Annotated in this window: 29 protein-coding genes; 9 read left to right on the plus strand and 20 right to left on the minus strand. The window is 64.4% G+C overall.

Annotated elements, in window-relative coordinates; genetic code table 11:
* Positions 1–52: 52 nt before the first annotated feature.
* Together RFA01S_RS22325 and RFA01S_RS22330 are read left to right on the plus strand one after the other, a co-directional pair.
* The gene (locus RFA01S_RS22325) at positions 53–421 is read left to right on the plus strand and encodes a histone-like nucleoid-structuring protein Lsr2 (RefSeq protein ID WP_027494139.1); all 369 of its coding nucleotides are present in this window, start codon (positions 53–55) and stop codon (positions 419–421) included.
* 41 nt (positions 422–462) lie between these two features.
* Complete coding sequence (locus tag RFA01S_RS22330; protein ID WP_032407509.1) at positions 463–834, plus strand: hypothetical protein; 372 nt, start codon at positions 463–465, stop codon at positions 832–834.
* A 78-nt stretch (positions 835–912) separates the two neighbouring features.
* Here the strand turns inward: RFA01S_RS22330 and RFA01S_RS22335 are convergent, their stop codons facing one another.
* From RFA01S_RS22335 to RFA01S_RS22415, 19 genes are all read right to left on the minus strand, one after another.
* Complete coding sequence (locus RFA01S_RS22335; RefSeq protein WP_139278503.1) at positions 913–1,389, minus strand: hypothetical protein; 477 nt, start codon at positions 1,387–1,389, stop codon at positions 913–915.
* Positions 1,390–1,438: 49 nt separating this feature from the next.
* A complete protein-coding gene (locus RFA01S_RS22340; protein ID WP_052060746.1) occupies positions 1,439–1,987 on the minus strand; it encodes a hypothetical protein in 549 nt (182 codons plus the stop codon).
* On the minus strand, positions 1,984–2,124 hold the full coding sequence (locus RFA01S_RS27890) for a hypothetical protein (protein WP_155290488.1): 141 nt from the start codon (positions 2,122–2,124) through the stop codon (positions 1,984–1,986). The genes RFA01S_RS22340 and RFA01S_RS27890 overlap by 4 nt, the downstream gene beginning before the upstream one ends.
* Before the next feature lie 75 nt (positions 2,125–2,199).
* Positions 2,200–2,328, minus strand: coding sequence for a hypothetical protein (locus RFA01S_RS28250; RefSeq protein ID WP_255283980.1), 129 nt, complete (start codon positions 2,326–2,328; stop codon positions 2,200–2,202).
* Positions 2,318–2,599, minus strand: coding sequence for a hypothetical protein (locus tag RFA01S_RS22345; protein ID WP_027494137.1), 282 nt, complete (start codon positions 2,597–2,599; stop codon positions 2,318–2,320). Before RFA01S_RS22345 ends, RFA01S_RS28250 begins: the two co-directional genes overlap by 11 nt.
* Before the next feature lie 38 nt (positions 2,600–2,637).
* The gene (locus RFA01S_RS22350) at positions 2,638–4,269 is read right to left on the minus strand and encodes a M23 family metallopeptidase (protein WP_027494136.1); all 1,632 of its coding nucleotides are present in this window, start codon (positions 4,267–4,269) and stop codon (positions 2,638–2,640) included.
* Positions 4,266–4,631, minus strand: a complete 366-nt coding sequence (locus RFA01S_RS22355; RefSeq protein ID WP_027494135.1) for a hypothetical protein — start codon at positions 4,629–4,631, stop codon at positions 4,266–4,268. The genes RFA01S_RS22350 and RFA01S_RS22355 overlap by 4 nt, the downstream gene beginning before the upstream one ends.
* Positions 4,631–6,475: a putative type IV secretion/conjugal transfer ATPase gene (locus RFA01S_RS22360; RefSeq protein ID WP_051364810.1), complete on the minus strand. Its 1,845-nt coding sequence runs from the start codon at positions 6,473–6,475 to the stop codon at positions 4,631–4,633. The genes RFA01S_RS22355 and RFA01S_RS22360 overlap by 1 nt, the downstream gene beginning before the upstream one ends.
* Positions 6,476–6,529: 54 nt before the next feature.
* On the minus strand, positions 6,530–8,035 hold the full coding sequence (locus RFA01S_RS22365) for an SCO6880 family protein (RefSeq protein ID WP_032407510.1): 1,506 nt from the start codon (positions 8,033–8,035) through the stop codon (positions 6,530–6,532).
* The gene (locus RFA01S_RS22370; RefSeq protein WP_068426422.1) at positions 8,032–9,594 is read right to left on the minus strand and encodes a hypothetical protein; all 1,563 of its coding nucleotides are present in this window, start codon (positions 9,592–9,594) and stop codon (positions 8,032–8,034) included. The genes RFA01S_RS22365 and RFA01S_RS22370 overlap by 4 nt, the downstream gene beginning before the upstream one ends.
* A complete protein-coding gene (locus tag RFA01S_RS22375) occupies positions 9,591–10,427 on the minus strand; it encodes a DUF8175 domain-containg protein (RefSeq protein ID WP_027494132.1) in 837 nt (278 codons plus the stop codon). Before RFA01S_RS22375 ends, RFA01S_RS22370 begins: the two co-directional genes overlap by 4 nt.
* Entirely contained in the window at positions 10,424–11,062 is a 639-nt protein-coding gene (locus RFA01S_RS22380) for a DUF8175 domain-containg protein (RefSeq protein ID WP_027494131.1), read from the minus strand. The genes RFA01S_RS22375 and RFA01S_RS22380 overlap by 4 nt, the downstream gene beginning before the upstream one ends.
* A 54-nt stretch (positions 11,063–11,116) precedes the next feature.
* Positions 11,117–11,386: a hypothetical protein gene (locus tag RFA01S_RS22385; RefSeq protein ID WP_027494130.1), complete on the minus strand. Its 270-nt coding sequence runs from the start codon at positions 11,384–11,386 to the stop codon at positions 11,117–11,119.
* Positions 11,383–11,589, minus strand: coding sequence for a hypothetical protein (locus RFA01S_RS22390; protein ID WP_027494129.1), 207 nt, complete (start codon positions 11,587–11,589; stop codon positions 11,383–11,385). The genes RFA01S_RS22385 and RFA01S_RS22390 overlap by 4 nt, the downstream gene beginning before the upstream one ends.
* Positions 11,586–11,885: a hypothetical protein gene (locus RFA01S_RS22395; RefSeq protein ID WP_051364808.1), complete on the minus strand. Its 300-nt coding sequence runs from the start codon at positions 11,883–11,885 to the stop codon at positions 11,586–11,588. Before RFA01S_RS22395 ends, RFA01S_RS22390 begins: the two co-directional genes overlap by 4 nt.
* A gap of 36 nt (positions 11,886–11,921) precedes the next feature.
* Positions 11,922–12,560, minus strand: coding sequence for a DUF6668 family protein (locus RFA01S_RS22400; RefSeq protein WP_027494127.1), 639 nt, complete (start codon positions 12,558–12,560; stop codon positions 11,922–11,924).
* Positions 12,561–12,592: 32 nt separating this feature from the next.
* Positions 12,593–14,281 (minus strand): cutinase family protein, encoded by a 1,689-nt coding sequence (locus RFA01S_RS22405; RefSeq protein WP_238325129.1) that lies wholly within the window; start codon positions 14,279–14,281, stop codon positions 12,593–12,595.
* Between the two features lie 51 nt (positions 14,282–14,332).
* Positions 14,333–15,181 carry a DUF8176 domain-containing protein gene (locus RFA01S_RS27505; RefSeq protein WP_051364806.1) on the minus strand — a complete coding sequence of 283 codons (849 nt, stop codon included), beginning with the start codon at positions 15,179–15,181 and terminating at the stop codon, positions 14,333–14,335.
* A gap of 89 nt (positions 15,182–15,270) precedes the next feature.
* Positions 15,271–16,479 (minus strand): hypothetical protein, encoded by a 1,209-nt coding sequence (locus RFA01S_RS22415; RefSeq protein WP_068050844.1) that lies wholly within the window; start codon positions 16,477–16,479, stop codon positions 15,271–15,273.
* A gap of 1,156 nt (positions 16,480–17,635) precedes the next feature.
* Between RFA01S_RS22415 and RFA01S_RS22425 the strand changes: the two genes are divergently transcribed.
* The 5 genes from RFA01S_RS22425 (at position 17,636) to RFA01S_RS22445 (ending at position 21,152) form a co-directional block, all read left to right on the plus strand.
* The gene (locus tag RFA01S_RS22425) at positions 17,636–18,112 is read left to right on the plus strand and encodes a helix-turn-helix domain-containing protein (RefSeq protein WP_027494123.1); all 477 of its coding nucleotides are present in this window, start codon (positions 17,636–17,638) and stop codon (positions 18,110–18,112) included.
* 259 nt (positions 18,113–18,371) lie between these two features.
* On the plus strand, positions 18,372–19,049 hold the full coding sequence (locus tag RFA01S_RS22430) for a helix-turn-helix domain-containing protein (protein ID WP_032407514.1): 678 nt from the start codon (positions 18,372–18,374) through the stop codon (positions 19,047–19,049).
* Between the two features lie 203 nt (positions 19,050–19,252).
* Positions 19,253–19,600, plus strand: a complete 348-nt coding sequence (locus RFA01S_RS22435) for a hypothetical protein (RefSeq protein ID WP_139278504.1) — start codon at positions 19,253–19,255, stop codon at positions 19,598–19,600.
* Entirely contained in the window at positions 19,600–20,211 is a 612-nt protein-coding gene (locus tag RFA01S_RS22440) for a hypothetical protein (protein WP_027494121.1), read from the plus strand. Before RFA01S_RS22435 ends, RFA01S_RS22440 begins: the two co-directional genes overlap by 1 nt.
* A 92-nt stretch (positions 20,212–20,303) precedes the next feature.
* The gene (locus RFA01S_RS22445) at positions 20,304–21,152 is read left to right on the plus strand and encodes a hypothetical protein (protein WP_139278505.1); all 849 of its coding nucleotides are present in this window, start codon (positions 20,304–20,306) and stop codon (positions 21,150–21,152) included.
* Here the strand turns inward: RFA01S_RS22445 and RFA01S_RS28255 are convergent.
* A complete protein-coding gene (locus RFA01S_RS28255; RefSeq protein ID WP_231893830.1) occupies positions 21,142–21,486 on the minus strand; it encodes a methyltransferase family protein in 345 nt (114 codons plus the stop codon). The two genes, RFA01S_RS22445 and RFA01S_RS28255, sit on opposite strands and share 11 nt — an antisense overlap.
* Before the next feature lie 327 nt (positions 21,487–21,813).
* Between RFA01S_RS28255 and pgfA the strand changes: the two genes are divergently transcribed.
* Together pgfA and RFA01S_RS22460 are read left to right on the plus strand one after the other, a co-directional pair.
* Entirely contained in the window at positions 21,814–22,869 is a 1,056-nt protein-coding gene (pgfA, locus tag RFA01S_RS22455; RefSeq protein WP_051364804.1) for a cell envelope lipid trafficking protein PgfA, read from the plus strand.
* Positions 22,866–23,945, plus strand: coding sequence for an acyl-CoA dehydrogenase family protein (locus RFA01S_RS22460; RefSeq protein ID WP_051364802.1), 1,080 nt, complete (start codon positions 22,866–22,868; stop codon positions 23,943–23,945). Before pgfA ends, RFA01S_RS22460 begins: the two co-directional genes overlap by 4 nt.
* Positions 23,946–24,450 lie beyond the last annotated feature (505 nt).

The following is a 24,450-nucleotide window of genomic DNA, read 5'->3' on the forward strand; positions in this document are numbered from 1 at the left end:
GCCGGGTATCCGAGTCCGTAGGCATTGTGTGTGATCGAAAGGTTTTTCGGCTGTGGCCAAACGAGTGACAACCCAATTGGTGGACGATATCGACGGGTCGGTCATCGACGACGAATCCGGCGAAACGATCGAATTCGCGGTCAACGGTGTCGAGTATGTGATCGACCTGAAAGCGAAGAACGCCAACGAGTTTCACAGGAAGCTCGACTACTACATCGAGCATTCGACGCGGGTCGGTGGCCGCAAGCGTAAGCCCTCCCCCGCCGGCGCGGCGACGCCCGCGAAGACCGGGACACCGGCCATGCGTGATCCGGCGCAGACACGCGCGATCCGGCAGTGGGCGGCCGACGAGGGTTACGAGATCAGCGATCGCGGTCGGATCCCCGCTGCGATCGAAGAGGCGTACAACTCAGCCCACTGAGTACCGCGACCCTGTCGGTGGTCGGCCCTACAGTGTCGCGTGTGAGCGAGTGCGAGTCCGTCGACGCGGCTGCGGTGCCCAATAACGTGCTCGACGAGCTCGCCGAGGTTCTGATCGACAGGCTCGATCAACTACTCGATCGGTTGACCGACCGGGCGTTGGCCGCGCCGACACCAGGGTCGGCTGCGTGGGAGTCGGAGTGGAGCATCCGCAATACGGAGACCGGCCGCGCCCGTGAACGCGAACGCTCTCGGATTCGCGCCGAATTGGTACGACGAGCAGGTGCCGGCCTCGGCACAGTCGGCTCCGCTCCCCCGGTTGCTTCGCCGCCCCTCGCCGATTCGGTGCCCCGATCACGCAGAGTGCGTGCAGCTCGTCGTCGCGTCGACGAGGCACAGCTCGCGTTCTTCTGAGATCAGCTGTTCAATTGCTTTCTTGCTGCTCTCGCGGACTGGTGTGGCGAGTTCGTGCGCACCTTCTGTGTCATCGCGCTAATTCGAGGCGGTCGCTGTCACCGTAGGTGGAAGCGCATCGACCATGGCGGCTACTTCGGCGTCCGATAGATCTTGGTCTGCGTCGGGCGGGGCGGGAATCATCTTTCGCAGGCGGTCAGGCTGAAAGGTGCTTTCGAGGAGCTCTACGGCACGGTAGATGACGGTTTCTTCGATGTGTTGGACGTGGTCGATGAGCCAGCCTTGAATTTCGTCTGGTCCCTCGACGTGGGGGCCGAAAAGGCGTCTTAACGCCTCAGGCTTGTACCCCCAGTCGATCAGCTCGGTAGCTGTGAACCAGCGGCCGGTGGGTCCGGGGGCCCAGTCTTCGTGGCCGTAGTGCGGGTCCGCCTCGTTGGTTGGACCTGGTTGTTCATCACGGGCAGGGTCTTTGGCGTCGTCGGGGATCCTGGTATCCGACATTGTGGTCTCTCCTTGTTCGATCTTCTCTGGTGTGGCGTTTCTGTCGTGGCCCATGGGTACCCTCGTCTTCTGCGCTCGCGGTTGATGGTGTCTGCCGGCACCTCTACCGGCTGGCGTTGTCCAGGCGGTAGTTCGCGACTTTCCAACCGTGGTTCGTGCGTTCGAGGTCGACGGTGGCCGTGTATGCGGTGTACGGGGTGATCTCGCCGCTGGTGTGCTGCACGGTCTGCGAGATCACAACTGGGACAGTGGCTTTGCCGGTGCCTATGGAGGGCTCGCCGTCGAGTGTGGTGATTGCGGTGACGATGTCGCTGCTGCGGGACCACGCGGACCACTCCGACATCGGTCGCGGCGCTGGAATCGGGCGTGCTGCGGCCGCGGTGGCCATCGGCCCTGTGAGGTTGTCTCGCTGCTCGTGCAGGGCTTCCCACGGTGAATCCTGTACTGCTGGTTGCCATGTGTACACACCGGACATGACGGACGTTGCTACTCCGGCCGGGTCCGTGGCCGAGGGGTCGATGGCAATTCCGGCGTCGGTGCCCGCACGCGGGGGTGTGTCCGAACCACGTGAGAAGAACACGATTGCGGCGGCTATGGTCACCGCGCCGACGATGCCGAAGCACGCGAGAACGATTGTCGCTGTGCGGTTCATCTCGAGCGTTCCTGGGAATCGAGTGCATCGGCTGGATCGGTGTCGGAAATTTGTCCCAGTGCAGCGGCTTTGGCGATGACTTCGAGCCAGCCGGTGACGGGTCCGTGGGTGTCGGTGCGGTCGAGGATGTGTGCCATGTCTGTGCTCCTTCGATTCGATGATGGTCAGTGTCGCAACGGGTACCGACACATCTGCGCGGGTCGGCGGTTGCTCTATCCGAGGATGTTGACTCCCGCAGCGGCGAACACGCTGACAGTCCAGATCGCCCACATCGCCAGGAGAGTCGATGCCACAGCGATTGCTTTCTTCAGGGCGGTGACCGTCCAGTTCCTACCCCGCATGTAGTCGATTCCGACCGCCAACACACTCCCGATAGCCAGGGATGGTGACCACGATGATCGCCCACCATCCCTGGCCGAGGGCGTCCTCTGTTGCTTCGAGGCGGCCGGCGTTCTCTTCGATGGTGTCTGCGGACGGTAGGACCCAATTCGCTACGGGAACGGACCAGGCCAGCCAGATGACGACTGCGGTCACGCCGAGCGCGACGAGCGCTCGGTGCACGTCGTGGGGTCCCAATTCGTATGCCGTGCGGTGGGGTGTGCTGGTGGCCATGGCCGTTGTCTCCTTCGGTCGTGCGTGGTCGGTGAGGGCTATCGAGCCAGGTCGTAATCGGATGCGGTGGCGGTGATGGTGGTGACGTAGTTCTGGGTCTCCGAGTAGGGCGGGATGCCGCCGAACTGTTGGACCGCTCCGGGGCCGGCGTTGTATCCGGCGAGCATCAGTTCGACGGGATCGCCGGTGATGGCACCGGATTCGATACCCGGTCGTAGGGTGTCTGCGACCGAGCAGTTGTAGCGGCCCTGCGCCATGACGGCGTCGCCGATGTCGTTGGGATCCCCCTCCCCCGCTGCCCCGGTGACGACGCCCTGATCGTCGACGGGGAAACCGAACGACGCCCACGTTCCGGGGAGGAATTGCGCATACCCTTCGGCCCCGGCCGGGCTGGTCAGGCCCGGTGTGAAGCCGGATTCCTGTTTGAGCTGAGCGGCGAGGATCGCGGGTGAGAGCTCGCGGCACTGAGCGGCCGAGAGGGCGAGCCACGGCTCGAACTCGGGAGGGATCTGGCCGGCGGCGAGGTTCGCGTGATCACCGAGACCGGCACCGGGTGCGGTGGTGCAGTTGCCTGTGGCTTTCGGTGCGGATCCGCCGCCGCCGGGGACGGGCCCGTAGGTCTGGCCGGGTGCCGGTGCGCCGTGGCCGACGGTGGTGACGTGGACGTGGTCGAAGTGGTTCTGGGTGGGAGATCCCCTGTCCTCCATGGTGTTCGGTTCACCTTGGGAGGGGATGTATTCCTGTCGCCAGATCATGTATTCGATCTGGAGGTAGTCGCGGTTCGCCCACAGGTAGTCCTTGACCTGGTCGCCGAGTGCTTTTCCTTCCTCGGAGGACCAGTTGTCGATCATGATGTCGGCTGCGCGGCCGGAGGGGTGGTCGTCGAATCCGCCGCCGTCGGCTCGCCACCCGCCGATGGTGGTGATCTGCGGGAACTTGGCGTGGATGGCGCGGGCGACGCGGACGGTGTCGACCTGGAAGTGCTCTTCGGAGCCGACATTGGCGGGCAGCGCTGCCATTTCCGCGGTGCCGCCGTTCGGGGCGGGCGAGGTCGGTGCGGTCGTCGACGGCGTCGGCAGTGGACTCTGACCGGTCTGTCCGCTGCCGGGTTCGGCGGCGGCTTCGTAGAACGGCTGCGGGTCGATCGCGTTGTCGGGTGACCAGGGGCCGGTGTGGTACTCGAAGTGCAGGTGCGCGCCGGTGGTGTCGCCGTTGTTGCCTTCGTCGGCGATGTGCTGACCGGCGGTGACGTGCTCGCCAGGCTTGACCAGGACACCGTCGGGGAACATGTGCCCGTAGACGGTGGAGACGATCTGGCCGTTGATGTTGTGTTCGAGGACGATCCACATCCCGAACCCGTCGGCGGGTCCGGCTTGCGTGACGGTGCCGTCGGCGTAGGCGTAGATCGGTGTGCCGACGGGACCGGCGAGGTCGATGCCCTTGTGCATCGTTCCCCACCGTGACCCGAACGGGCTCGTCAGCTGTGCTTCGGAGGTCTTCATCGGCTTGGAGAAGGACCCGGCCGGAACACCACCAGCAGCCGCGGAGATACCTTTCCCGGGAATGCAGTTGGTGGGTACTTCTTCTCGGACGCCGGTGGTGACGAACAGGACCACGAACAGCGACAGTGCGAGCACCACGCTCAGCGCGATCGCGCCGCCCTTCTTCACAGCGCAGCCGCCCCGAACGAGTGCGAGCCGTAGGATTGGGTGGTGATCGAGCGCGGCGAGCAGGCGGCGAGTCGTTCGGTGAGAGTGCGGTTCTCGCTGCGGAGCCGCCCGATCTCGGCTTCGGCCGCCCGTAGCTTCGCGGCGACGTCATCGGACGCCGGGGACCGGGAGGATCCGAACTTGTCCTTGACCCACCGTGTCACGGTGTTCTCGTGCGCTCCGATCGCTCGAGCAAGGACTGCAACACATTCGGCGCGCGAGGCGTAGTTCTGGCGAGACTTCTCGTACTCGGTCAATACCCATTGCCGGGTCTCGGCGGGGAACTCGGCTCGCCGATGATCGCGGGGATCGTCGGCGCGCATCACCGCGCACCGACCAGTTCGGAGTCGTTGCCGTAGGCATCTGCACCGTCGAGTTCGTGGTGCTGGCCGGCGAAGTACTCCGCGAAGCGGGCGTTGGTGTCGTGGACTCCGGTGTCGTATTCGACGTCGGTGAGGATGGTCTGGATGGGGATGCCGGGGGTGTTGTCCTTGGCGACCTTGATCAGGAACTTCCCGCGGCCGATCGGGTTGCGGACGGTGCGGCGTTCGGATCCGCGTAGCGCTGCCCCTCGTGACCAGGAGGTGACCATGCCCGCTTCGGCGTCGGTGAACTTCAGCTCCCCCGAGAGGCGCTCGACCTCACCGATCGGCAGGCCGCCGCACACGACCATGCCGGCGCGGTCGATGAAGCCCTTCGCGGTTTTGATATCGGCTTCGGTGGGCAGGGTTTCGAGGTCGCGGCCGGTGTGGGTGATCATCAGCAGCCCGGTCGCGTCGGTGCGGTTGAGGCGGGTGATCTCGTTGACGCGGGCGACCATGCCCGGTCCGGCACCGATGACCTGCCACAGCTCGTCGAGGGCCATCAGGAACAGGCGTTGACGGTCCAGGCCTGCGTCGGCGAGCAGGTGCGCCGCTTCCACGGTGCCGTAGGCGTCGGCCCAGCAGGAGAGCATCACGGCCGCTTTGAGGGTGGTGTCGCCGCGGTCGAGGGAGGAGACGTCGATGCAGATCATCGGTGCGTCGAGGTCGATCGGTTCGGTGGTGTGGTCGGCGAAGATGTCCCCGAGTGGCCCTGAGGTCAGTGCGCCGAGGGCCTGCATCAGTTCGGTGATGGCCTCGCGGTAGCCGTCACGATCGGTCTTGTACGCCGCTTGGAGCATGGCCGGTGATCCGGCGTCGATGCGGGCGTAGAGGTCTTTGAGCAGCGGCGGGTGGGTGTAGGAGAATCCGCCGTCGGCGTACAGCTCGCGCAGCGCGATCCCGATCAAGGAATTCTCGAAGGCCTTCACCGAGTGGGTGTCGTAGCGGATCAGCTCGACCAAGGCGCAGACGGCGTTGATCTGACGGGTGGAGATGGTGATGGTGGCGACGTCGATCAGCTCGTCGAGCTCGGCGATCCGGGCTGGGTCGGTGGCTTCGTCGCGGGCGGCGATCGCGCGGACGACGGCCTGCCCGAGGGCCCCGGCGGCGAGCGGGTTGAGGTGCCCGCCGCCGTGCCCGAGGGTGATCACCTGCCCGCCGAGCAGGCGGGTGAGCTTGACGTATTCGCCTTTGATGTCGCCGGCGACGATGGGGGTCTGTCCCCATCCGCACGCCCCGAGGAGGATCTTGCGGATCAGCGTCGACTTCCCCAGGCCTGGCAGGGACAGGACGAACATCGAGGGGTTTCCGATGAGCTTGTCGCGGAAGTACGCGAACGGATCGCACGAGACGGCGTTGCCGGTGATGGCGTGCTGACCGACGATGGTCCCCGACGAGGGCGCGGCCGCGCCGATCGCCCACGGGTTGAGCCCGCACATCTGCACCGAGGTCGCTTCGTACTCGATCGGGGCCGGGACGGTGGCCATTCGGCCACCACCGGCACCCTTGAGCCCGCGTGTGGTCGAGGACAACGACTCCCGCCACAACTGGTCCGAGGCGGCCTCTTGAATGAAGGCTTGGTTGCTGACCGGGTTCTCGTTGCGCCACCGAGTCAGGCCGATGCCGCGTCGCGAGAGCTTGTAGGGCTCTTCGGCGTCACCGGTCGCGACGGCTGCGGCGAGCGCGGCGTAGTCGGTGTCGCCGATGATCCAGCGGACGAACGCCGACGGCTGCGCAGTGTCGGTCTCGAAGTGCAGGTCGCCATCGCTGTATCCCGAGTCGGGTCGGTCGGCGGTCATGGTCATCGTCGGGAGTCTCTTTCTCACGCAGGGGTATGGGCCGGTGTGGGCGAACAGCGTCTAGCTGCGGCGCACCAGGATCGAGGTCGAGATCTGATCGGGCAGCAGCACACCCACACCGAGACCGGCGACGAACGCGGCATCCTGGAAGGCGAACGCGCGGCGCAGCCGCAGCCGGGAGCGGGCAGCGAGTGATTCGGTGACGGCGGCGGCGTTGGCGATCTCGTCGACCGAGCCGACGGTGATCGTCAGCAGCGCCGAATAGCGTTCGTATCCGGCTCCGGAGACCATTTCCCGGCGTGCCTGCTCGGCGATCTCGTGGCGCTTCTCCGACCCGGCGGAGGTGATCTTGTTGCCGCGAGAATTGATCGCGTGCAGCGCGTCTCGGTGCTGCTTGTCGACCTTCTTCGCGGCGTCCCCGGCGGTGTAGGGGCGGTAGACGAGAGTGAGGCGCTTGCGCGGGAGGTCGTCGTGCGGCTGCAGCAACGGTTTGAGGACGGTGTCTGTGAACACCGATTCCGGAGGCGCGGCCATCTCCCAGACGACCGAGACGCCACCGTCGTGGCGGTAGTGACCCCACTCGGTCTTCGCACGTCCCGGTCCGGCGTCGTCCCAGTCGACACCGTGCTCTTCGCCGGAGATCTCGAGTTCCTCGAAGTCGTTCTCGGTCGACGGGTTGTAGGAGCGGTGCACGGCCGCGGTGATCTCGGCGGCGGTCATCGGCTGGGCATCGATCCCGGCACCGGAGAGTGACTCGTACAGATCCGGCAGACGACGGGCCAGCTCGGTGGCCATCTCCTCGGGGTCCTTCTGCCGCTCTTTGGTGGTGGCGCGGAAGGTGATCGACAACCGCGCGAGGGTGCGGTGGCGACCGGACGGCATCCGGACGGCGGACTGCTGGACGAACGTCGCCGCCAACGGCGGTGCGGCGTCGACGAGTTCGTGTTCTGCTCGCCGCGCCAGCCGCAGCCCGGTGGCGGGAATGTTCTCCACCACCACCACCGCGCCGACGATGTCGCCGGGCAGGCCGAGATCGGCGAGGTAGACACCCCAGTCGGCGGTGTAGAGATCCTTGTCGCGCTGAACGATTGCTTCGTCACCGCCGGGGAGGGCGTCGAAGACGACGGTGTAGCGGTGATCGTCGGGGTTGTGGATCATTCCGAATTCGTTGCCGTGCCGGTCGATTCCCATGTAGACCCTGGTGCGGGCGAGCAGGCCGGGGAGTTTGTAGCGGCCACCGGGGATCCTCGAGTGCGGTCCTGCGTGGTATTCGGTGGACTTGTCGATGTGCTTACGCCGCATCCATTGCATTCTCAGTTGTCCTGTCTCGTAGAGGGTTCGGCCGTTCGGGGCGATGACCAGAGGGGTGAGGATGAGCGCGCCGACACCCATCAGAGCCAGTCCGACGACGACGTGGACGAAGATCAGGACTGCGAACGAGACCGCGAAAAACCCTGCACCGTACGCGATGACCTTCGTCGGTAGGCCGAACGCGAACGTGCTCTGCGGCCGGTTACCTGCCGAATAGATCGGCGGCTCGTACGGGGCCTCGAGCTGCGCGCTCATCGTTGAATCCGTCCGTGGTAGTTGCCGACTGCGCCTTCAGCGGCAGAGCCGAGAGTGGTCGAGACCGATCCGGCGGTGCGGCCGACGGTGCCCGCGGCTTTGAGTGCCCCTGCTGCGCCGCGCAGGGTTGCCGAGGTACCGGTGCGGCCGGCCGATGCAGCGGCCGTTCCGACTCTGCGGGCTGCGCCCATCGGCCCGGACGATGCGCCCGCGTGCGAGGGACTCGATCCACCGTTGTAGCGGCCCTGGAAACCGGGAGACGAACGTGCGCCGGTACCGGCCGCACCCGAAGACCCGCCCTTGCCGCCACCCGAGGATCCGCCGACGGAGTTCGCGACCGAGCCGAGGGCACGGGATGCAGCCATCCCACCGGCACCCATCACCGCCCCGCCTGCTGCGCCGAGCTGACCGACTTCGCGGCCACCGGCGGAGATGGTGTCCGCTGCGGGAGCGACGATCTTGATCAGGGTCGGCAGGGAGAACCCGATGATCGCCAGGAGGACGGAGCCGATGATGACCGTCGCGATTTGGTCGGAGCTCGACGCCGACGACGCCCAGAACGCGAACAGGTACAGCAGCGTCGCGACCGGCTTGAACAGCAACGCGCCGAGAGTGAAGGCGATCATCGACTTGTAGGAGCTACGCCCGGTTCCGGTGGCCGACGCTGCAGCAGCGAGCGGGATGACGGCGACGACGACACACAGCACCGCCTCACGGATCAACAGTGCGATCAATTGGGCGACCGACCCGAGGAACGCGAACCCAGCGCACGCGAGCGCCAGGATCGGGCCGAGACCGGTCTTGTCGTCGAATGCCGTGATGGCGGTGATCTTCTCGTTCAGATCGCCGCCGACGAACTTTTCCAGCGCGTATGCCGAGGCGATGTCTCCGCCTTGGTGGAACATCAACACCAGGATCGGCAGCAGTGACACAGTGACGACGGTGCGGACCAGCATGGTCGCGGTCTCGGTGGCTCCTTCCATCACCGCTTGTTTGCGGGCGATCGCGAGCTTGATCATCGCAATGATGATGGAGGCGAACAAGGCGACGACGGTGAACCCGGAGATGAGGTTCCGCAGACCCGACATGGCGTTTTCTGCGGCCAATCCGGGTATGCCAGAGGACATCCAGAACGTCATCACCGACCGGAATGCTTGGGTGTTGCCTTCCATCACCGATTTGGCGAAGTCCCCGACCGGGTCACCCCAGAATGTCGAGACTGCGGAGTCGACAGCGGTAGAGAACGCGTCACCGGGGTGATCACTGAACGCGTTGTCCAGGCACAGTGCCTCGTCCATGAAGCCACCGACCGCGGTTCCCTCGAGCGCATCGTTGAGCCAACCGTCACCGAGGACCGGCGAGCCTTCGGCGACGCACTCGCGGCGTTGTTGCTGGAAGTCGTTGCCGTCGGCGTCGGGGTTGATCTGCTCGGTCAGATTCGGTGCGGGTGCCGGTGTCGGATCTTGGGCGTGTGCGAGTCCGCTGGCCCCGACGACCGCGATCAGTGAGAGCAGTGCAATGACGACAGCGCGGGCGGCCAAGGCCGCTGTGCGGGTCACAGTGCCCACCGGGTGAAACCATCGAGCGAGCTGTACGGGCCGCCAGTAGTGGCACCGTCGAGTTTGCTGACCTTCCAGGTGCCACCATCCCACGCCATATTCAGGCGCAGTCCTGTGTAGGTCGGGTTCTGCATCCGTCTACCGGCGTCATCGACATCGCGGATCTGGGCGAGCTCGACGACGGCGAAACTGTCCGTGCAGGAGAGAATCTTGAACGCCATGGGTGCCCGCAATGCCACAGTCTCGGTGTTGACCGGTTTCGCGAGTTCTGCTTCTTTCTTCTCCTGGGTACCGATCTTCTCGTCGGGTATCAGGGTGAGCTTCTCCGTGGATTCGACAGCCACAGGTCCGCCCGCGAGTCCGCGGGGTAGGAAGTTTGCGGCGGCCAGTGCCGCGCCTTGCGGGGTGCGGGTGTATCCGGCGAGGACCAGGCCGTCGATGTACGACGGCCCATCCGTCTCGGAGTACAGGGTCGAGACACCGAAGTTGCGTTGGATCATCATCGACTCCGGGGACGTCACCGGTCGGCCGTCGTTGGTGCATTCGACTCGCGGCCCGGTCGGTTCTCGCTGTGGCAGTGGTTGACCCGCAGGGTTATTCGGGACCATCACAGTGCGTCCGGACAGGTCCGCGTCGGGAACACCGAAGCCTTCCGCGCCGGTGTCGAGGTCGGTGTCACCGGTTGCAGGTGCTGCTGTCGTCGGCGGTGGGCCAGCGGTGGTCAGCGGGGTGTCGTCGTTCATGTTGGGGATGATGAACACGATCGCGCCGACGATGGCGATGACGACGATCGCAGCAACGGTTATCAGGACGGTACGTAGCCGACGGTTCATGGGGTGCGCTCCAATGTGGTGTAGCCGTCGAGGTTGTCGATCTCGACGGCGTCGATGTTTTCCTCGGAAGTGGGTAGCACGATCCGCCAATCGCCGCTGATCCATTGCAGCGCGACAGGATAGGAAAACAACTCGGTTCCGGTCCCGATGGTTTGTGCCACCGACACCCCCGCCGAGAGCGGATCATTGGAGTAGTCGGTGACCTCGAACCCGACGAACTTCGGTGCAGCGTCGGCGGGTACGGATCCGGAGACGGTGACGGCGGCGCGTGCGGCCGCGAACTCGTCGCGACCGGGCCCGGGTGCGGTCACGGTGTTGACTACTTCCGGCCACGCGCGGTCGTCGGCGACGGCGAGTGCGGTCTGCCCGTTGATCGCGGCCAGGACAGCACCTTGTGGGGTCTGTGCATATCCGCTGCGGTTCACCGATGTTCCAGCGAGGGGCCCGTCGACCCGTGAGGTGGGCACCGATACCCCTGCGACCTCGCGCCAGGTCAGCTCGGCCGGAGCGGAACGCAGATCCGGTGCCGGATCCGGGGCAGCGGCGGGTGTGTCGTCGTTGCCGGATCCGCACGCAGCGAGTGCGAGGACGGTCGCCGCTGTCGCGGCGATCCGGAGTGTGCGGGAGACGGTCATCAGAGGAGGGCCTTTCAGGTCGATGCAGTTCGGGCGCAGGGAATTTCGGTGTTCTCAGGCGAGTACGGCTTGGGCGATCCCGGATGCGGATCCGATGATGGCGGCACAGATGAGGATTCGGGCCAGGGTGGCGTCCTCGACCATCTGTGTTCCGGTGGATTTGCGTTGGTTGACGAACACCGCCCCGCACACGAACAGTGCTGCGATGCAGGTGACGATGGCGAACCAGAGCAGCCACGACAGGCCCGTCATGACCGGCTGCCACACCTCGTCGGGCCACTCGACCGGTGAGGTCGGTGGTTGCGCGAGCACGTCGATGTTCATGTCATCGCCGCCGTGACCACTGTATTCGCCACTCCAGCAACGAATCCGAGCAATATCGACGCATACAGCAGTCCGGTGGCCCGCTGGTTGGCCTGACACCAGCGGCCCCTGAATTGGTCGTACGCAAGCTCACCGCCGCCGACCATGACTCCGACAATCGAGGCGATGATCAGACCCCACAGAGTCCAGTTCACGATGGTCATAGGACGAGCATGTTGACCAGGCCTGCGGCACCACCGATGACGATGGACCCGAACAGTCCGCCGACGAGTTTGCCGGTCGCGTTGCCGCCTTGGCCGCCACCGGAGATTTTCTCGTACGCGAGCATCGCGCCGCAGATCATGATTCCGGCGACGGCAGCGATGATGCATCCCCACATCAGCCAGGACAGCAGGGTCAAGATCTTGTCCCCGGTGGGGCCGTCCGGTGCTTGGGGGCTGACGTCGCCGATGTTCTGCGCGAGGAATGTGGTCGTCGATGCGGTGAGGCTGGCAATCATGGTGTTCTCCTTGGGTGTTGGTTGAGAGGGTGCGGTTCAGTGGCCTGACGCATTGCGGGCGGCGGTGAAGATCTCCCGCCCGATCGCGGCGAGTTCGTGGTGTGGGCTGGTCGTAGAGGGGGCGGGGGCTCGCATCCGCCCTGGTGGGGGTGGGTCAGGTTCGGTGGGGGTCCAGATCGCGAGTTCGTTCTGTCTGTGGGTGCGCAGATCCTCGACGTACGGGACTCGCCACACAGCTGGTGCTGCGGAGGCGACGACGTCCGCCCATCGGCGCAGGGTCTTGGGGAGTGGGCCGGGGGCGTCGGGAACAAGGACCAGTCCGAGGAGAGTGCAGTCGCCGACGAGGCCGGCCTGAGCTTGCAGGAGAAGGTCGTGGGCAGCGTCAAGGCCGGCCCGGTCCGTACGGCACACGACCACGACGTTGCGGTGCCGGTCGGCTGCGGGCCAGCCCCGGCGAGCATCGCCCGCCGGGGCCCAGATCTGAGCGAGTGTGCCTGCGCCGGAGCGCCCGTGAGCGGCGAGGAGCCACATCACGGGCGGGCGACCGTGGACTGCAACCGGGTCGTCGTGAATCGGTGCTCGGCGTTCGGGCGGCGGTATCCGCAGCCCGGCCGGGGTGACCGACACGTCGTCGTCTCGGTAATAGTCATGGTGCTCAGCTGGTTGTGCGGCCATCTCGGGCGCACCTCCTTCTCCGGCGTTCTCGGTCACCGAGTGGTGGTTGGTGAGACGGTGGTCGGCACAGCGGCAGAAACAGAGGGGGTCGTCGTGGTGGCCGCTGAGGTCGTCGTTGCGGTTCCGGTGGTTCCGACGGTGGCGTGGGCGGCGAGGATGCTGCCGGCACTGCGGACGGTGTCGGTGGTGGCGAACAAGGCCGCGCCTTGTTTGATCACTGCCCCGACCTTGTCTGCGAGGCTCTGATCGCCGGTCAGGTCGGCGGCGAGTGCGACGATCCACCGCACGGTCAGCTCGACGGGGGTCTCACCTTTGGATCCGACCGGAACGCTGTCGTAGGAGCCGTGTTTGGTGGCGGTGTTCCAGTACGAGGTGTCGGTGACGAGCTGCGCGAGACCGGCGTTCTCGTCGATGGTGTTCGACACTTCCTTGAACGCGACGTCGACGGCCGAGTCGATGGTCGCCGGGGGTACGAGCTTGACCGCTGAGGACAGCACTTTGGTGGCGAGTATGCCGAGGGCTGCGGGTGGGTTGGTCAGGCCGACGGTGGCGAGCTGGCCGATCGTTTCGGGGGTGATGACGTCCTTGGCGACGGTGATCGCCGCCCCGATGGCCATACCGGCGATCTTGGTGACCGCACCGACCGCTTCGTCGATCATCTCGTCGGTCGAGGTTGCGGACGGGTCGGAGTACTTCGCCATCTTCGACAGCACTGTTTCCGAGGACGAGTTGACCTCGAATCGGCCTGCCTTGGAGTCGAAGTCGATGTTGTCGTTGATCACCGACGCGCCGGTCATCAGGGCGGTGCGTCCGACGGCGGTGGAGACGTCGGTGAGGATCCGGACGGGGTCGCGGGTGTCCATCGAGGACTGTCCGGCGATGGATGCCACCAGCTTGGCGGCGGGGGCGTCGATGGGGGTGTCGCACGCGAGATCGCCTGCGGTGCAGTACGAGGCGACCCGGTCGGAGACTGCGCCGAATCCGGCGATTTTCGGTGTCGGTGCGATACCGCCGCCTGCGGGGGCGGCTGCGGCGACGGCCGGGGCGAGTTGGACGGTGTCCACTGCTGCACCGCTCGTTCCCGGTGCCGGGGCGGGGGTGGAGCCGCCGCCGGCGATGACGTCTTCACCTTCGGAGCGGGTGGGGTCGGAGAACAGTGCTGCGCCGGCGAAGTGGTCGGCGTCGACGGGGCCGGTTCCTGCCCCGATGTCACGGGTGACCTGGGAGGCGACCTCGCCGCCCTGGGAGTAGCCGGAGAGGAAGACTTTGGTGCCGGGGCAGCGTGCGGCGATGTCGGAGATCATCTTGGTGGTGTTCTCGACGCCGATGTCGACGGACTGGGCGTAGGGAACGGCGGAGCGATCGCCGGGCTTGCCGCCGAAACTCGCCGGGTACGGGACGTAGCTGCGTTCGAGAGCGGGTCCGTCGCCGGAGTTCGCATCACGCATCGCCGGGACGGTCAGGCGGGAGAAGAAGCCCGAATCGGTGTCGGGTGAGGAGTTCTCGTCGATCTCGGTGGTGCCGGGGACGACGACGAGATGCAGTACCGGGCAGTTGCCGTCGGTGCTGGATTGGCTGGTGGTCGTCGATCCTGACGGGGTGGGAGTGGCGGAGGGCTGCGCGGCCGCGACGCCGCTGGCGGAGACCGCGACCGTCATCGCTGCGGTGGCGGCGAGCAGGCGCGGAGTGAGGCGGCGAACCTGGTCGATGGATGTGTGCACGGTTTCTCTCTTCTTCGGTGGGGTCCAGCGGATGTGCCTGGTCATAAGGGGTCAGCGCGGGACGATGGCGGAGATGAGCGTTGTGCCGTCCTGCTGCTCGGTGGTGGTGATCCGTTGGCGGCTCATGCGGCCGTCGATGCCGGGTCCGCGTTCGACGACGGTGACGTCGTAGATCCCGGCGTCGATCGGGTCGGCCAGGACACAGAACTCGATGTCGGGTTCGAGCTGGTCGATCCCCTGCTGGAGTCTCTGCGCGGACGCCATCACCGCGTCCGGTGCACCTGCTGCGCGGGCTGCGGCACCGTCGCGGTCGAAGTAAAAGGCCTTCTCGAACCGCCAGATCGCCACCGCGCCAGGGTCGTCACTGTCTTCGGTGACCGGGTCACCGTCGGCTTGGCCCTTGCACCAGGTGACATCGGCGGCGGCGGCACCGGCGGCAGCGGGGGCCGCCGATGTGGGAAGGGTTGTGGTGGTGACGATGTCGGCGGGAAGCAGAGCGGCAGGGGCCTGCGGTTCGTCACCGACACCGGTGAGGACCAGAGCTGCTCCCAAGCCTCCTCCGACCAGGACCGTGAGGGCAATCGTGACGGCGACAGCGGCGCGGTGGCGTCGCCACCACGACCGTGGGGGCGGCGTTTGCGCGGTGTAGGGGCCTCCAGCGCGAAGTAGAGAGGTCCGTTCGTCGAAGGAGCTGTATCCATCCGCTGGCCGGGCGGAGCCCATGTCCTCCGCAGAGTCGCCAGCGAACCAGTCGTCGTCGGGATCGACGTCGGTGTGGTGCTGGTCGGTCAGGACGGTCAGTCTGCGCTCGGACGCTGCAGCGGCAGTCTCTGTGTCGGCGACGACAGGGTCGGCGAACCAATCATCGGAGCTGTCGTCGGGGGTCTCTCGAGGTGCCACAACAGGGCCTTTCCGAGTGTCGAAGTGCAGGAACGGGATCGAACCTTCGGATACAGCCCGCCCACCGGTGGTCGGGCTGCACCCGGAGATCAGATCGCGAGGTTCAGGCCTGCCAGGGCAGCGTTCGCCTGGTCGAGAACCGGTGCGACGGCAGTGCTCACCGCGGCGACGGTGTCAGCCACAGCGGGCTGCTCGAGCACTGTCGAGGTGAACTGCGTGGCCTGCTCGAAGGCCGGTTCGGTCCACACCGGGGCGTCGACGGCGCTCTGAACGCTGGGGGCATCCAGTGCCAGCGGCGCGGCGGTGACCGGCGGGGCCGGGGGTGCCGGGACGGCCTCGCGTGCCGGGAGCGGGGCGGGCTCTTCGATGATCTGCTGCTCACCGCCGAGGACGGTGGCACCGAGGACGCCACCGATCGCAGCGCCTGCACCGGTCAGACCGACAACGATCGGTGCCGACAGGGCTGCGCCGACGCCTGCTCCGGCGAGTGCTGCTGCGCCGGGGATGAAGACCCAGCCGACCGGTCCGCCCCAGACGATGGCTCCGGTGCCGGTGGTGGCAGCGACGCCGAGTCCGCCGCCGATCGCAGCGGCGGTACCGGTGATGACTGCGGCCGGGACGGCGGATGCGGCGAGGCCGGCCGCGCCACCGGCGACGACGCCGGTGATGGTGCCCGCAGCGATACGGTCCGCGCGGGACGCGTCGGCGAATCCGTTGTCCACGAGCCAGTTTCCACCGTCGGCCTGAATAGCGGCTCCGGTGTTGTTGAACTGCTCTACCAAGTTCGGATCGAGCAGGTTCGGGTCGTACGGCACGAGTTCGCCGCCGACGAGGACATAGCCCTCGGGTGCGTCGATCGGCGCAATGACCTTGCGCTGCACGGTCGGAACCGGCGGCGGGGTCGGCGGGGCCGCTTGCAGGGCGGGCGGTGCGTCGGTCGGTGCGGCCTGCGGCGCGGGGGCGGGCGCAGGCTCATAGTAGGTGTTCTGGTACGACGACTGCTGGTTGCCGGACCGGTAGTCGTTGTAGCTACGCCATTCGGTCTGCTGCACCTGGGGTGAGGCCTGGTAGCCGGGCAGGAACTGGCGTTCCTGGGTCGGCGCGGGCGGCGGCGCGACGGGGGTGGTGTCGGTGGTTCCGGACTGTGCGGTGTCGGGTGCGGTCACGAAGTCCTGTGGTGCTGCGTGTGCGGTCGCGGTGCCCCACGCGAGGGCGACGGCCACGGGAACGGCAGTGAGAACGAGAGCCCGGTCCCTGCGGCGGCGGTGACGCCCACCGATTCCTTGCTGAGGAGACATGAGTGGTGTGCCTTTCGTAAGCCGCTGTGATGCAGCGGTATTGGGTGATGTGTGACAGGAGTGGTTGATGGTGGAACCACCACTGTCCGCGCTGGGGAACGACCGAAAACGAGGGTCAGCCTTCGGGTGATCCCTCAGCGCGGACGGCGGGTGATGCCTTGGGAGTGGATGCCAGCGGGCGTCCGTTGCACGCTGGCATCCACGAGCTGTCAGCCCAGCAGGCCGAGCTAGAAGCGAAGTTTGCGAGACAAGCCGAGGAAGCTGCGTATTCCTTTCTGGTAGCGAGTGATTGGGTCAACAACCGGCAGGTTCGTGCGGTTCGGCACATGATGAGTGAAGCGTTACCGTACGACCCTCGTGCCGGGTCACCAGATGAGAGTGAGGGGCAGCCTCAACAGGAAACATGCCGGGCTCCATCTCAGGATTTTTCTTCGTGGCAAGGAGCTTGAGCTGGCGTAGATGTGCAGATCGAGCTCCCAGTCACTCGTGGTGAAACGTGGCGGCCTGGCCCCGGGCGGTGGGGCCAGGCCACCACGTCCTGAAACCGGCACTTGTTGGGCAGGTGCCGATTTCAAGCATTAGGCTCGTCAGGCGACGTGCTGGAGGTCAGAAAAGTTCGGCTGTTTGAATTGGCTCGATCGAGATGGCCACTGTGTCAGGATCTGGCCCGTGGATTCGTCGATCTCTTGGTGAGGCCGATCGCGGTCGTGCCCACCGTCGAGTGAGCACGCGACGAGGCCGATGCCGGCGACCGTGGTGAGGGAGGCGCACGGAGTCGACTCTGTGTAGCCGTGAGGGGGCATGGGGGCGGGTCGAAATCGTAACGGTTGAGGTTTCAGCAGCGATGTCATAGGTGCTCCAGTCGTGTGGACTGCGCTGTGCACCTAGGCTGGTAGGCCTGCGGGTGCCGTGTGTTCAGGCGCAGTTGTCATTCGCAGATACGGGACCCCGGGGCGTTCGGACGCCAATCACTTGCGCACCCGGGGTTTCTCTTACTTTGCTTCTGCCCCTCTTTCGATCAGGGGCATCGCCACCTCCACGTTTGCGACGGTGGAGGGTAACTGCCTGTCCTCCAGGTCAATAAAACGGTTCGACCTATCACGACATTTGCATCGTTTAAGGTCATGCACAGATTAGACCTTAGTGGAGGTGCGGCATGGTGTCTAGCAATGAACGGAATGCGACAGTGAGTCGACGCGTCTTGCGGGGGTTCGACCCGGCACGGCTGACGTCGCTGCGTGAAAGTAGAGGCATGAGCCGGGCGGATCTCGCACGAAAGTCCGGGCTCGGAGGTGCCACCGTCCAGCAATGGGAATCCGGCACCCGGAGTCCTCAGGTCGACACCCTGGCCCTTGTTGCGAAGACCCTCGGCCTGCCCATCAGTGAGCTTGTCGACGTACCCAGGGATCAGCGCTTCCCTGGAGATTGGCGCGTCCTTCTCGGGCTTACGCAGCCGCAGCTGGGCCAGCAGGTGGGTATCAGTACGTCGATGATTGCCCGTATCGAGCGCGGCGAGGTGAAGTTGACCGATGAGAATGCTCGCCGCCTTGCTGCGGCGCTCGAGATCGGGATCGATGAGCTCGTTCGCAGTTACGAGCGTGCGCGAGACCGGCCGGCTGGCGTTCAAGCGTGACGAGGCTCGCCAGTTCCTGAATCGGCAACGTCGTTGAGTCGACGTCGTGAACCGCAGCGACGGTAAGGGTGGCGCGGCGGGCGTCGGCATGAGTGCAGTATGTACCGGCGATCGAAAACAGAGCAACTTAGAAGCAAAATTTTTGCAAATTAGACGGGTTCGTAGCGACAACCTCGTAGTCCTGAGCTGCTTCTATGTCCATCCGGTACATTTACTTGGGAATTGCGATTTTTTTGCTTACCGGACATAGGATGCAGTAATGCAGGAAACAGACGACCTGGCCCGTTTTGGCAAGGTGGTGGCGGCGCGGCGGGCAAGGCTTGCGTTGACTAGGTTCGAGGTCCGTGATGCTGGTGGACCGTCGGACACCACACTTGGCAACATCGAAAACGACACTCTCGGTCGGGCGCCCAGTCCGGCCGTGATCAGGAAGCTCGACCAAGGCCTGCGGTGGAGCAAAGGGAGCGCAGCTGCTGTTCTCGCCGGTGGCGATCCTGTCCCCCTGGAGAGCCTGTCGAACAGAAACTCCAGATCGAGCAGTGCCGCCGCCGAGCCGGATGCAATTGTGCTTCCCCTGGACGAAATCAACAATCTGTTCGGGCTGCACCGGCAGCTCAATGCCGCGCACGAGAGCTGTCGTGGCGCGGATCCCCCACTAGAATACTTCGACCAGGTCGTCGGGGGATTCAACGCCTTTGTTTCCCGCGTAGCCGGACGGTATGCCACCGCGGTCTTGGAAAGAAGTGGGGGCCCTGGGAGAACCCTCCCTCCGATGGCGGAGATGGCATTCGGCCCCCTCCTCGATAAACCCGCCGCCGACTACGACCCGGTCGAGCGCGAAGAACAGCTCTACCGTCGCTGGCTGGCTGGGCGGCACGACGACATCGACGACGAGCTGGACGCCAGGTTCCAGGAGCGATGGGCGGAGCGCGAGTGAAGCAGTTGAAGTTGCGCAAGAAATGGGCAAGGGTGCTTGCTCGGGACCAAGCCTCTCGTAGTACTCCGCGGGGAGAGAACGTTCGGAAGGAACAGACCACAATGGACAGCCAGCTACCGCTACACGATCGAATCAGCAGGCTATTCGGGGGCTTCCGACATCTGGGGACACTCGATGATCTGGACCCGCAGGTCGCGGCGCATGTGAGCAAAAGCGTCGGTCGCCACGTCACTGCGGAAGAAGTGAAAGTGCTCCGCAGCCAGGCGGTCGACGACGCCGAACGAGACGTCCTCGAGGCAGTAGCGACCTTCTTCGAGTCGCCGGTTACCTACCTGGTCGGCACCACTGCCGAGCAGATGGACTATAACGCGCAGCTCGATTACTTCGACAATGTTCGGAACTCCCAGGCCACGGTATTTGCTCTACGAACTCGGGTACCGCAGCTGACTCCGGCGATCGCTGAGCGTCTGAGCGAGCTGGTCCGGGACACGCACGGACGTTTCGAGAAGCAGAATCGGCACGAACCGGCCGAAGCTGGCGAATCGACATAATGAGCTCGGTCCGAGACGCTGCCGCTGCAGCGAGAACTATCGACGACCCCGAGCTACGTGCCAGATCCTTCCTCGACACACTGCAACTGCAGTTCACGAGACCCTGGTCGATCGACCGATTCGTTGCCGAGGTTGGGTTCAAGATCGGCCGCGTCATTGTGATCCTCGATCTACCTGACGATCTGAGCGAAAGCGGCGAGGTCTCGGGCTTTTGGGTACGAACTGCCCCGGTCGATGTCATCTACGTCCGTGCGGACGTAGATCCGCTCTTCCGTGAACAATGCATCCTCCACGAAGTCGCACACATACTTCTCGGTCATGATGCCGATGTTGTTGTCACCGAGGACATTCTGGTCGAATCGTTCATGAGGATGGCTCCTGCCATTCCGAGGACAATGATCAGCGCACTTGCCGAGGAACAACGGGCGAAGGTGTGCTTCACACGAGTCCCGGATTTCCTTCAGCCCATCGAAGCAGAGGCCGAATGGCTCGGCACACTCATGCTTGCCCGCGCCGATTCCCTACGCAAGCCGTTCTACCCGGAGAACATCGACTCGAAAGACAAGGAGACCCTGCGCCGGGTGGCCACAATTTTTGGGTGGCAGATGTGAGCACGTTCTTCGAGGCGATACTGCCAATAGTGTTGCTGGTGTTCGGTCTTCAACGCCTACCGTTGTACAGGCGGAGGCCGCAAACTCGCCCCATGACGGTGCTACTGCTCACTCTCAGCGTTGCGCAGATGTTCAGAATTCATGCGCTGGCAGACGACAAGCTTGACCCTGTCATACACGACGTAACGGGCCTGTGGAACATATCTGTTCTGATAGCTCAGGCCATGGCGATTTGCGCCGCAACCCAATGGGTCGGGATGGTGGCTCACTCGACCCAACGTAGTTTCTCGCGTCGCTCTCGCTACGCGGTCACCGCGGCGTTGGTTGTCGGTCTGGTCGTCTCTTTTCTCCTTTCCCCCGCGCCGTCGAGACCTACATATTACCTAAGTCAGACCTTTCCAGCCGAAGGCTGGATGCTGGTCTACTGGGTCATCTTCCTCGGAAGCCTGTCGCTGTGCGTGGTAGTGCCGTTCTACCTGTTGGTTCGCATGGCTCTGATCGTGAAGACCGGAGAACTAGCGCGCGTTCTCACCGCTGCTGCGGTGGCGTGCGGGATGATCCTGCTCTACGCAGTTCACAAAATCGTCTACCTAGTTGCGTTCACCCGCGGCACAGAGAACTGGTACACCGACCACACCGTTCAGATATCGCTCTTCCTCATCATGTCGCCCCTGCTCGTCGCCGGATACGTTGCGTGGGTGTACATCTGGACGACACTGCTTCCTCGCGTCCAGCGGTACCGACGCATCGTTGCGTACATGGATGAGTGGCAGGCCTTGGCGACTCGAAGCAACGCCATCCTTGCGGACACTCTGATCCCGAGCTCCAAGCGGGCTGCCTGGCGTGCCAGCAGAAACTCCGTCGCGTCTACCCGACTCATGGTCGAGATGGTCGACGGTGAAGACGGTAAGGCAACTTCCGCGGGGGCGACTAGAAGATGAACGGGATCAAGCGCTTAGAGCGCGTCATGTATTCGGCGTACCCCTCTCCTATGCCCTCGAGCATCGCGGACTCTTCCGACGGGATCCGGTGGACATATCCCCCCGCCAGAAACGACACCATGACGGGGGCAAGCCAGTTCCCGTACGCGATGGAGAATCCCAGCGCGCAGATCAATGCCCCCGTGTACGAGGGGTGCCGAATCAACCGGTACGGGCCCGTCTGCACCACCAGTTGCTCTGGATGCGTGTGGACCTTGAACGTGAAGGACTCCCCGAGCTTCCGCGCCGAAGCCAGCCGGAGGGCCTGCCCGAGTGCAGCGGTGGTCAAGCCCACGACGAAAATCGTTCTCCGGTGCCGATTAATGACGGTTGCCGGCGAGGCCACGCTCAGCACGAGGCCTCCGCCGTACGCCAGTGCAAGGCCACGGCCAACTGCTCTACCGGACCCGTTGTCCCGATTCACAGAGCCCGCTCGCGGCCTCCGCTTGCCCATCCTGTACTCCGACAACGCAAATCCCGCGAAAGCGGTAGCCAAAACCACAGCGGCCGGTCGACTGGTCACGAACAAGGGCAGCCTCTTGACGATCATGCGACACAGCTTCTCAGACTCAGTAGCCGCTCCGAGACGAGCAGGGTACCGACCAACTTTAAGGACCAACGCATGACGACGGCGACACTACCGATCAAAGGCCTGGCACTGGTCGGGGTCGGTGCGTTCCTCGCCGCATCCTCCGCAACAATGTCCCTGTACATGGCTCCACAGCTGGTGAAAACGCCTCTCGACGTCGACTCCGCAACGGTCGCAACGGGCACCGCGACCTTGCTCGACACCGAAGCGCTCGTTCAGGGCGTCTCGAAAGTCGATCGCGACGTTCCCATTCGTGTCTTACAGCAGGTTACTGTCGAAGAACCGTCCGACAGCAACAAGATCACCATGCAATCCGCTGTTTTGTTGCAACGAGACGACAGACCTGGTGAACGAGGAACGGTCAACGCAACCGTCGACAGATTCACCGCCGACCGCAGAACTGCGATGCCGATGGACGATCCGATCGGGTCGATCCAGAAGTACGACGATCAACCCGCCGACGAAGTCACGCACGACGGGCTCTCGCTCAAGTTTCCGTTCGACGTCGAAAAGAGGTCCTATCCGTACTTCGATACGACCACGCGCCGCAGCCAGGACGTCCAGTTCGACGGCGAGACCAACATCAACGGCCTGGACGTCTACCGTTTCGTTCAGGACATCGCGCCCTTCGACACCGGCGGCAAGCTCAGCCTCCCTGCGTCGTACTGGGGTATCGACGGGGACGAAGAGATTCTGATGCACCGGTTCTACAAGGCACGCCGTGAGCTGCTCGTTGAGCCCACGACGGGTGCAATCGTCTTCGGGAAACAAGCGGTTCACCAGTACTACGGACGTACCGCTAACGACCCGTCGGCGGTCACCATCGTGGAAATGTCGCCAGAGCTCGACGCTGCCACGGTCGACGAGCAGGTGCAGCGGGCAGTCGAGTCCAAGCGTCTCATCGACTGGGCTGAGACATACGGTCCCGTTCTTCTCGGGCTCGCCGGTCTCTCTGCATTCGCACTCGGCGTTGGGGTGTGTTGCCGTCCGAGGCCCCCAGGGCCGAGTTCGCTGAATTCTGACGGACCGGCTCCTGGCGACAGAGGGGATGACATGCAGCAGCAAGCGACCGAGAGGACACTGTCGTGATCGATTGGATAGCCAAGGCACAGGAGCTTCGCAAAGAGGTCTTGGAACCTGCTGCGGCAGTGGTCGACGAGACCGCTGAGATTCCTGAGTCGCACTTCGACTTACTGGTCAGCCAAGGGCTCTACGGCGTAGCTTTAGGAAGCGACAATCCGCTCCAGACCATGTCCGCCGTAGGGGAGATCCTGGTAAGCGGTTGTTTAGCAACAGCGTTCGTATGGGCCCAGCATCACGGCACTCTCCTCAGACTCGCTACGTCGGGGAACGAGTCACTCAAAGCAGAACATCTCTCAGGCTTACGGATGGGCACGATTCGCGCTGGCGTGTCAGGCAGTGGCTACGCCTCACCGCAGCGACCCCTCGTCCGGGCCCACCGGACTGCGGATGGCTATCGGATCGAAGGCTGTGCGCCATTCGTGACTGGGTGGGGCATGATCGACGTCGTTGGAGTAACGGCGTACGACCAGTTAAACGACTCGACGGTCACGTTCCTCGTTTCGGCAGCAGGCGGTAGGGGCCTGTCCCATGAGCCGCTTCACTTGGCTGCAGCCAACGCATCTCGCACTGTCTCGCTTAAATTCGACGGCCTTGCCGTAGCCGACAGCAATGTCATGCACGTGCAACGAAAGAGCCTGAGCAAGCAAGGGCCAATGTCGACGATTGATCGTGCAATCGTTCGTATCAACGGCTCGCTGGCACTCGGGTTGTCGAGTCGATGCCTGACTGCCTTGGATGAGCTTGGTCAGAACAACCAAGCACTCACAGACGGGTTTATCAACCTCCGAAAGTCGTTGAATGAGGCCGTAACCGACACGAGGATCGATATTCACGAGGTACGAGCGCAGGTCTGCCGCTTCGCCGTCGACGTATCGGCATACTTCACAGCTGTAGCGGGCAGCAAGGCTGTGAGGCGCGGGGGGCTGGCTGAACGCACCGCACGCGAGGCGAATTTCGCGCTGGTTTGCACTGCCACTGCCGAGATACGCGCTCATCTACTGGCCAGCATTGAGCAGCAGCAGTCGATTGCCCAAACAAGCTCAGAAGGGTTCCAATCGAACGGGTTACTCACATCAATGTAATTTCCTTCGACGCTCTCGGCGTGTCTGAGCCCGTCGAACATGATTCTGCATCAGGATAGGCACTGGTTGGGACCGATGATGCAGATGAAGGAGGCCACGCTATGCCGATGCCCAGTAAGGGTGACCGGAAGCCGTTGACTGTCCGAATCCCGCTAGAGCTCATAAAAACGCTCGAAGAACAACAGAGTTCAGCAGGTGTGACATCTCTGGGTCAGTACCTGGCCGATCTCATCGCGATCGTGAATGACCGCGAGGACCTCGCGCTTGAACTCAACCGACCGCGAAACCAAGGAGTGTTGCCGCTGACTGCATGATCGTTCTGTCCCGAACTGACATTCGGCACATACGACCAACTGAATTAGCGCAGCACAGATAACGAAAAACCCCCGGCGGGCGGGCCGAGGGTTCTCGAAGTCAGAGAAGCGAGTGACTAGCTCGCAACTCGTTCTGTGGTGCTTTCCCCGAAGGGACTGTCTTGGAGGACATGTCTCAGGGTACATCGTGC

The organism is Rhodococcoides fascians NBRC 12155 = LMG 3623 (assembly GCF_001894785.1).
GTDB classification, from domain to species: Bacteria; Actinomycetota; Actinomycetes; order Mycobacteriales; family Mycobacteriaceae; genus Rhodococcoides; species Rhodococcoides fascians.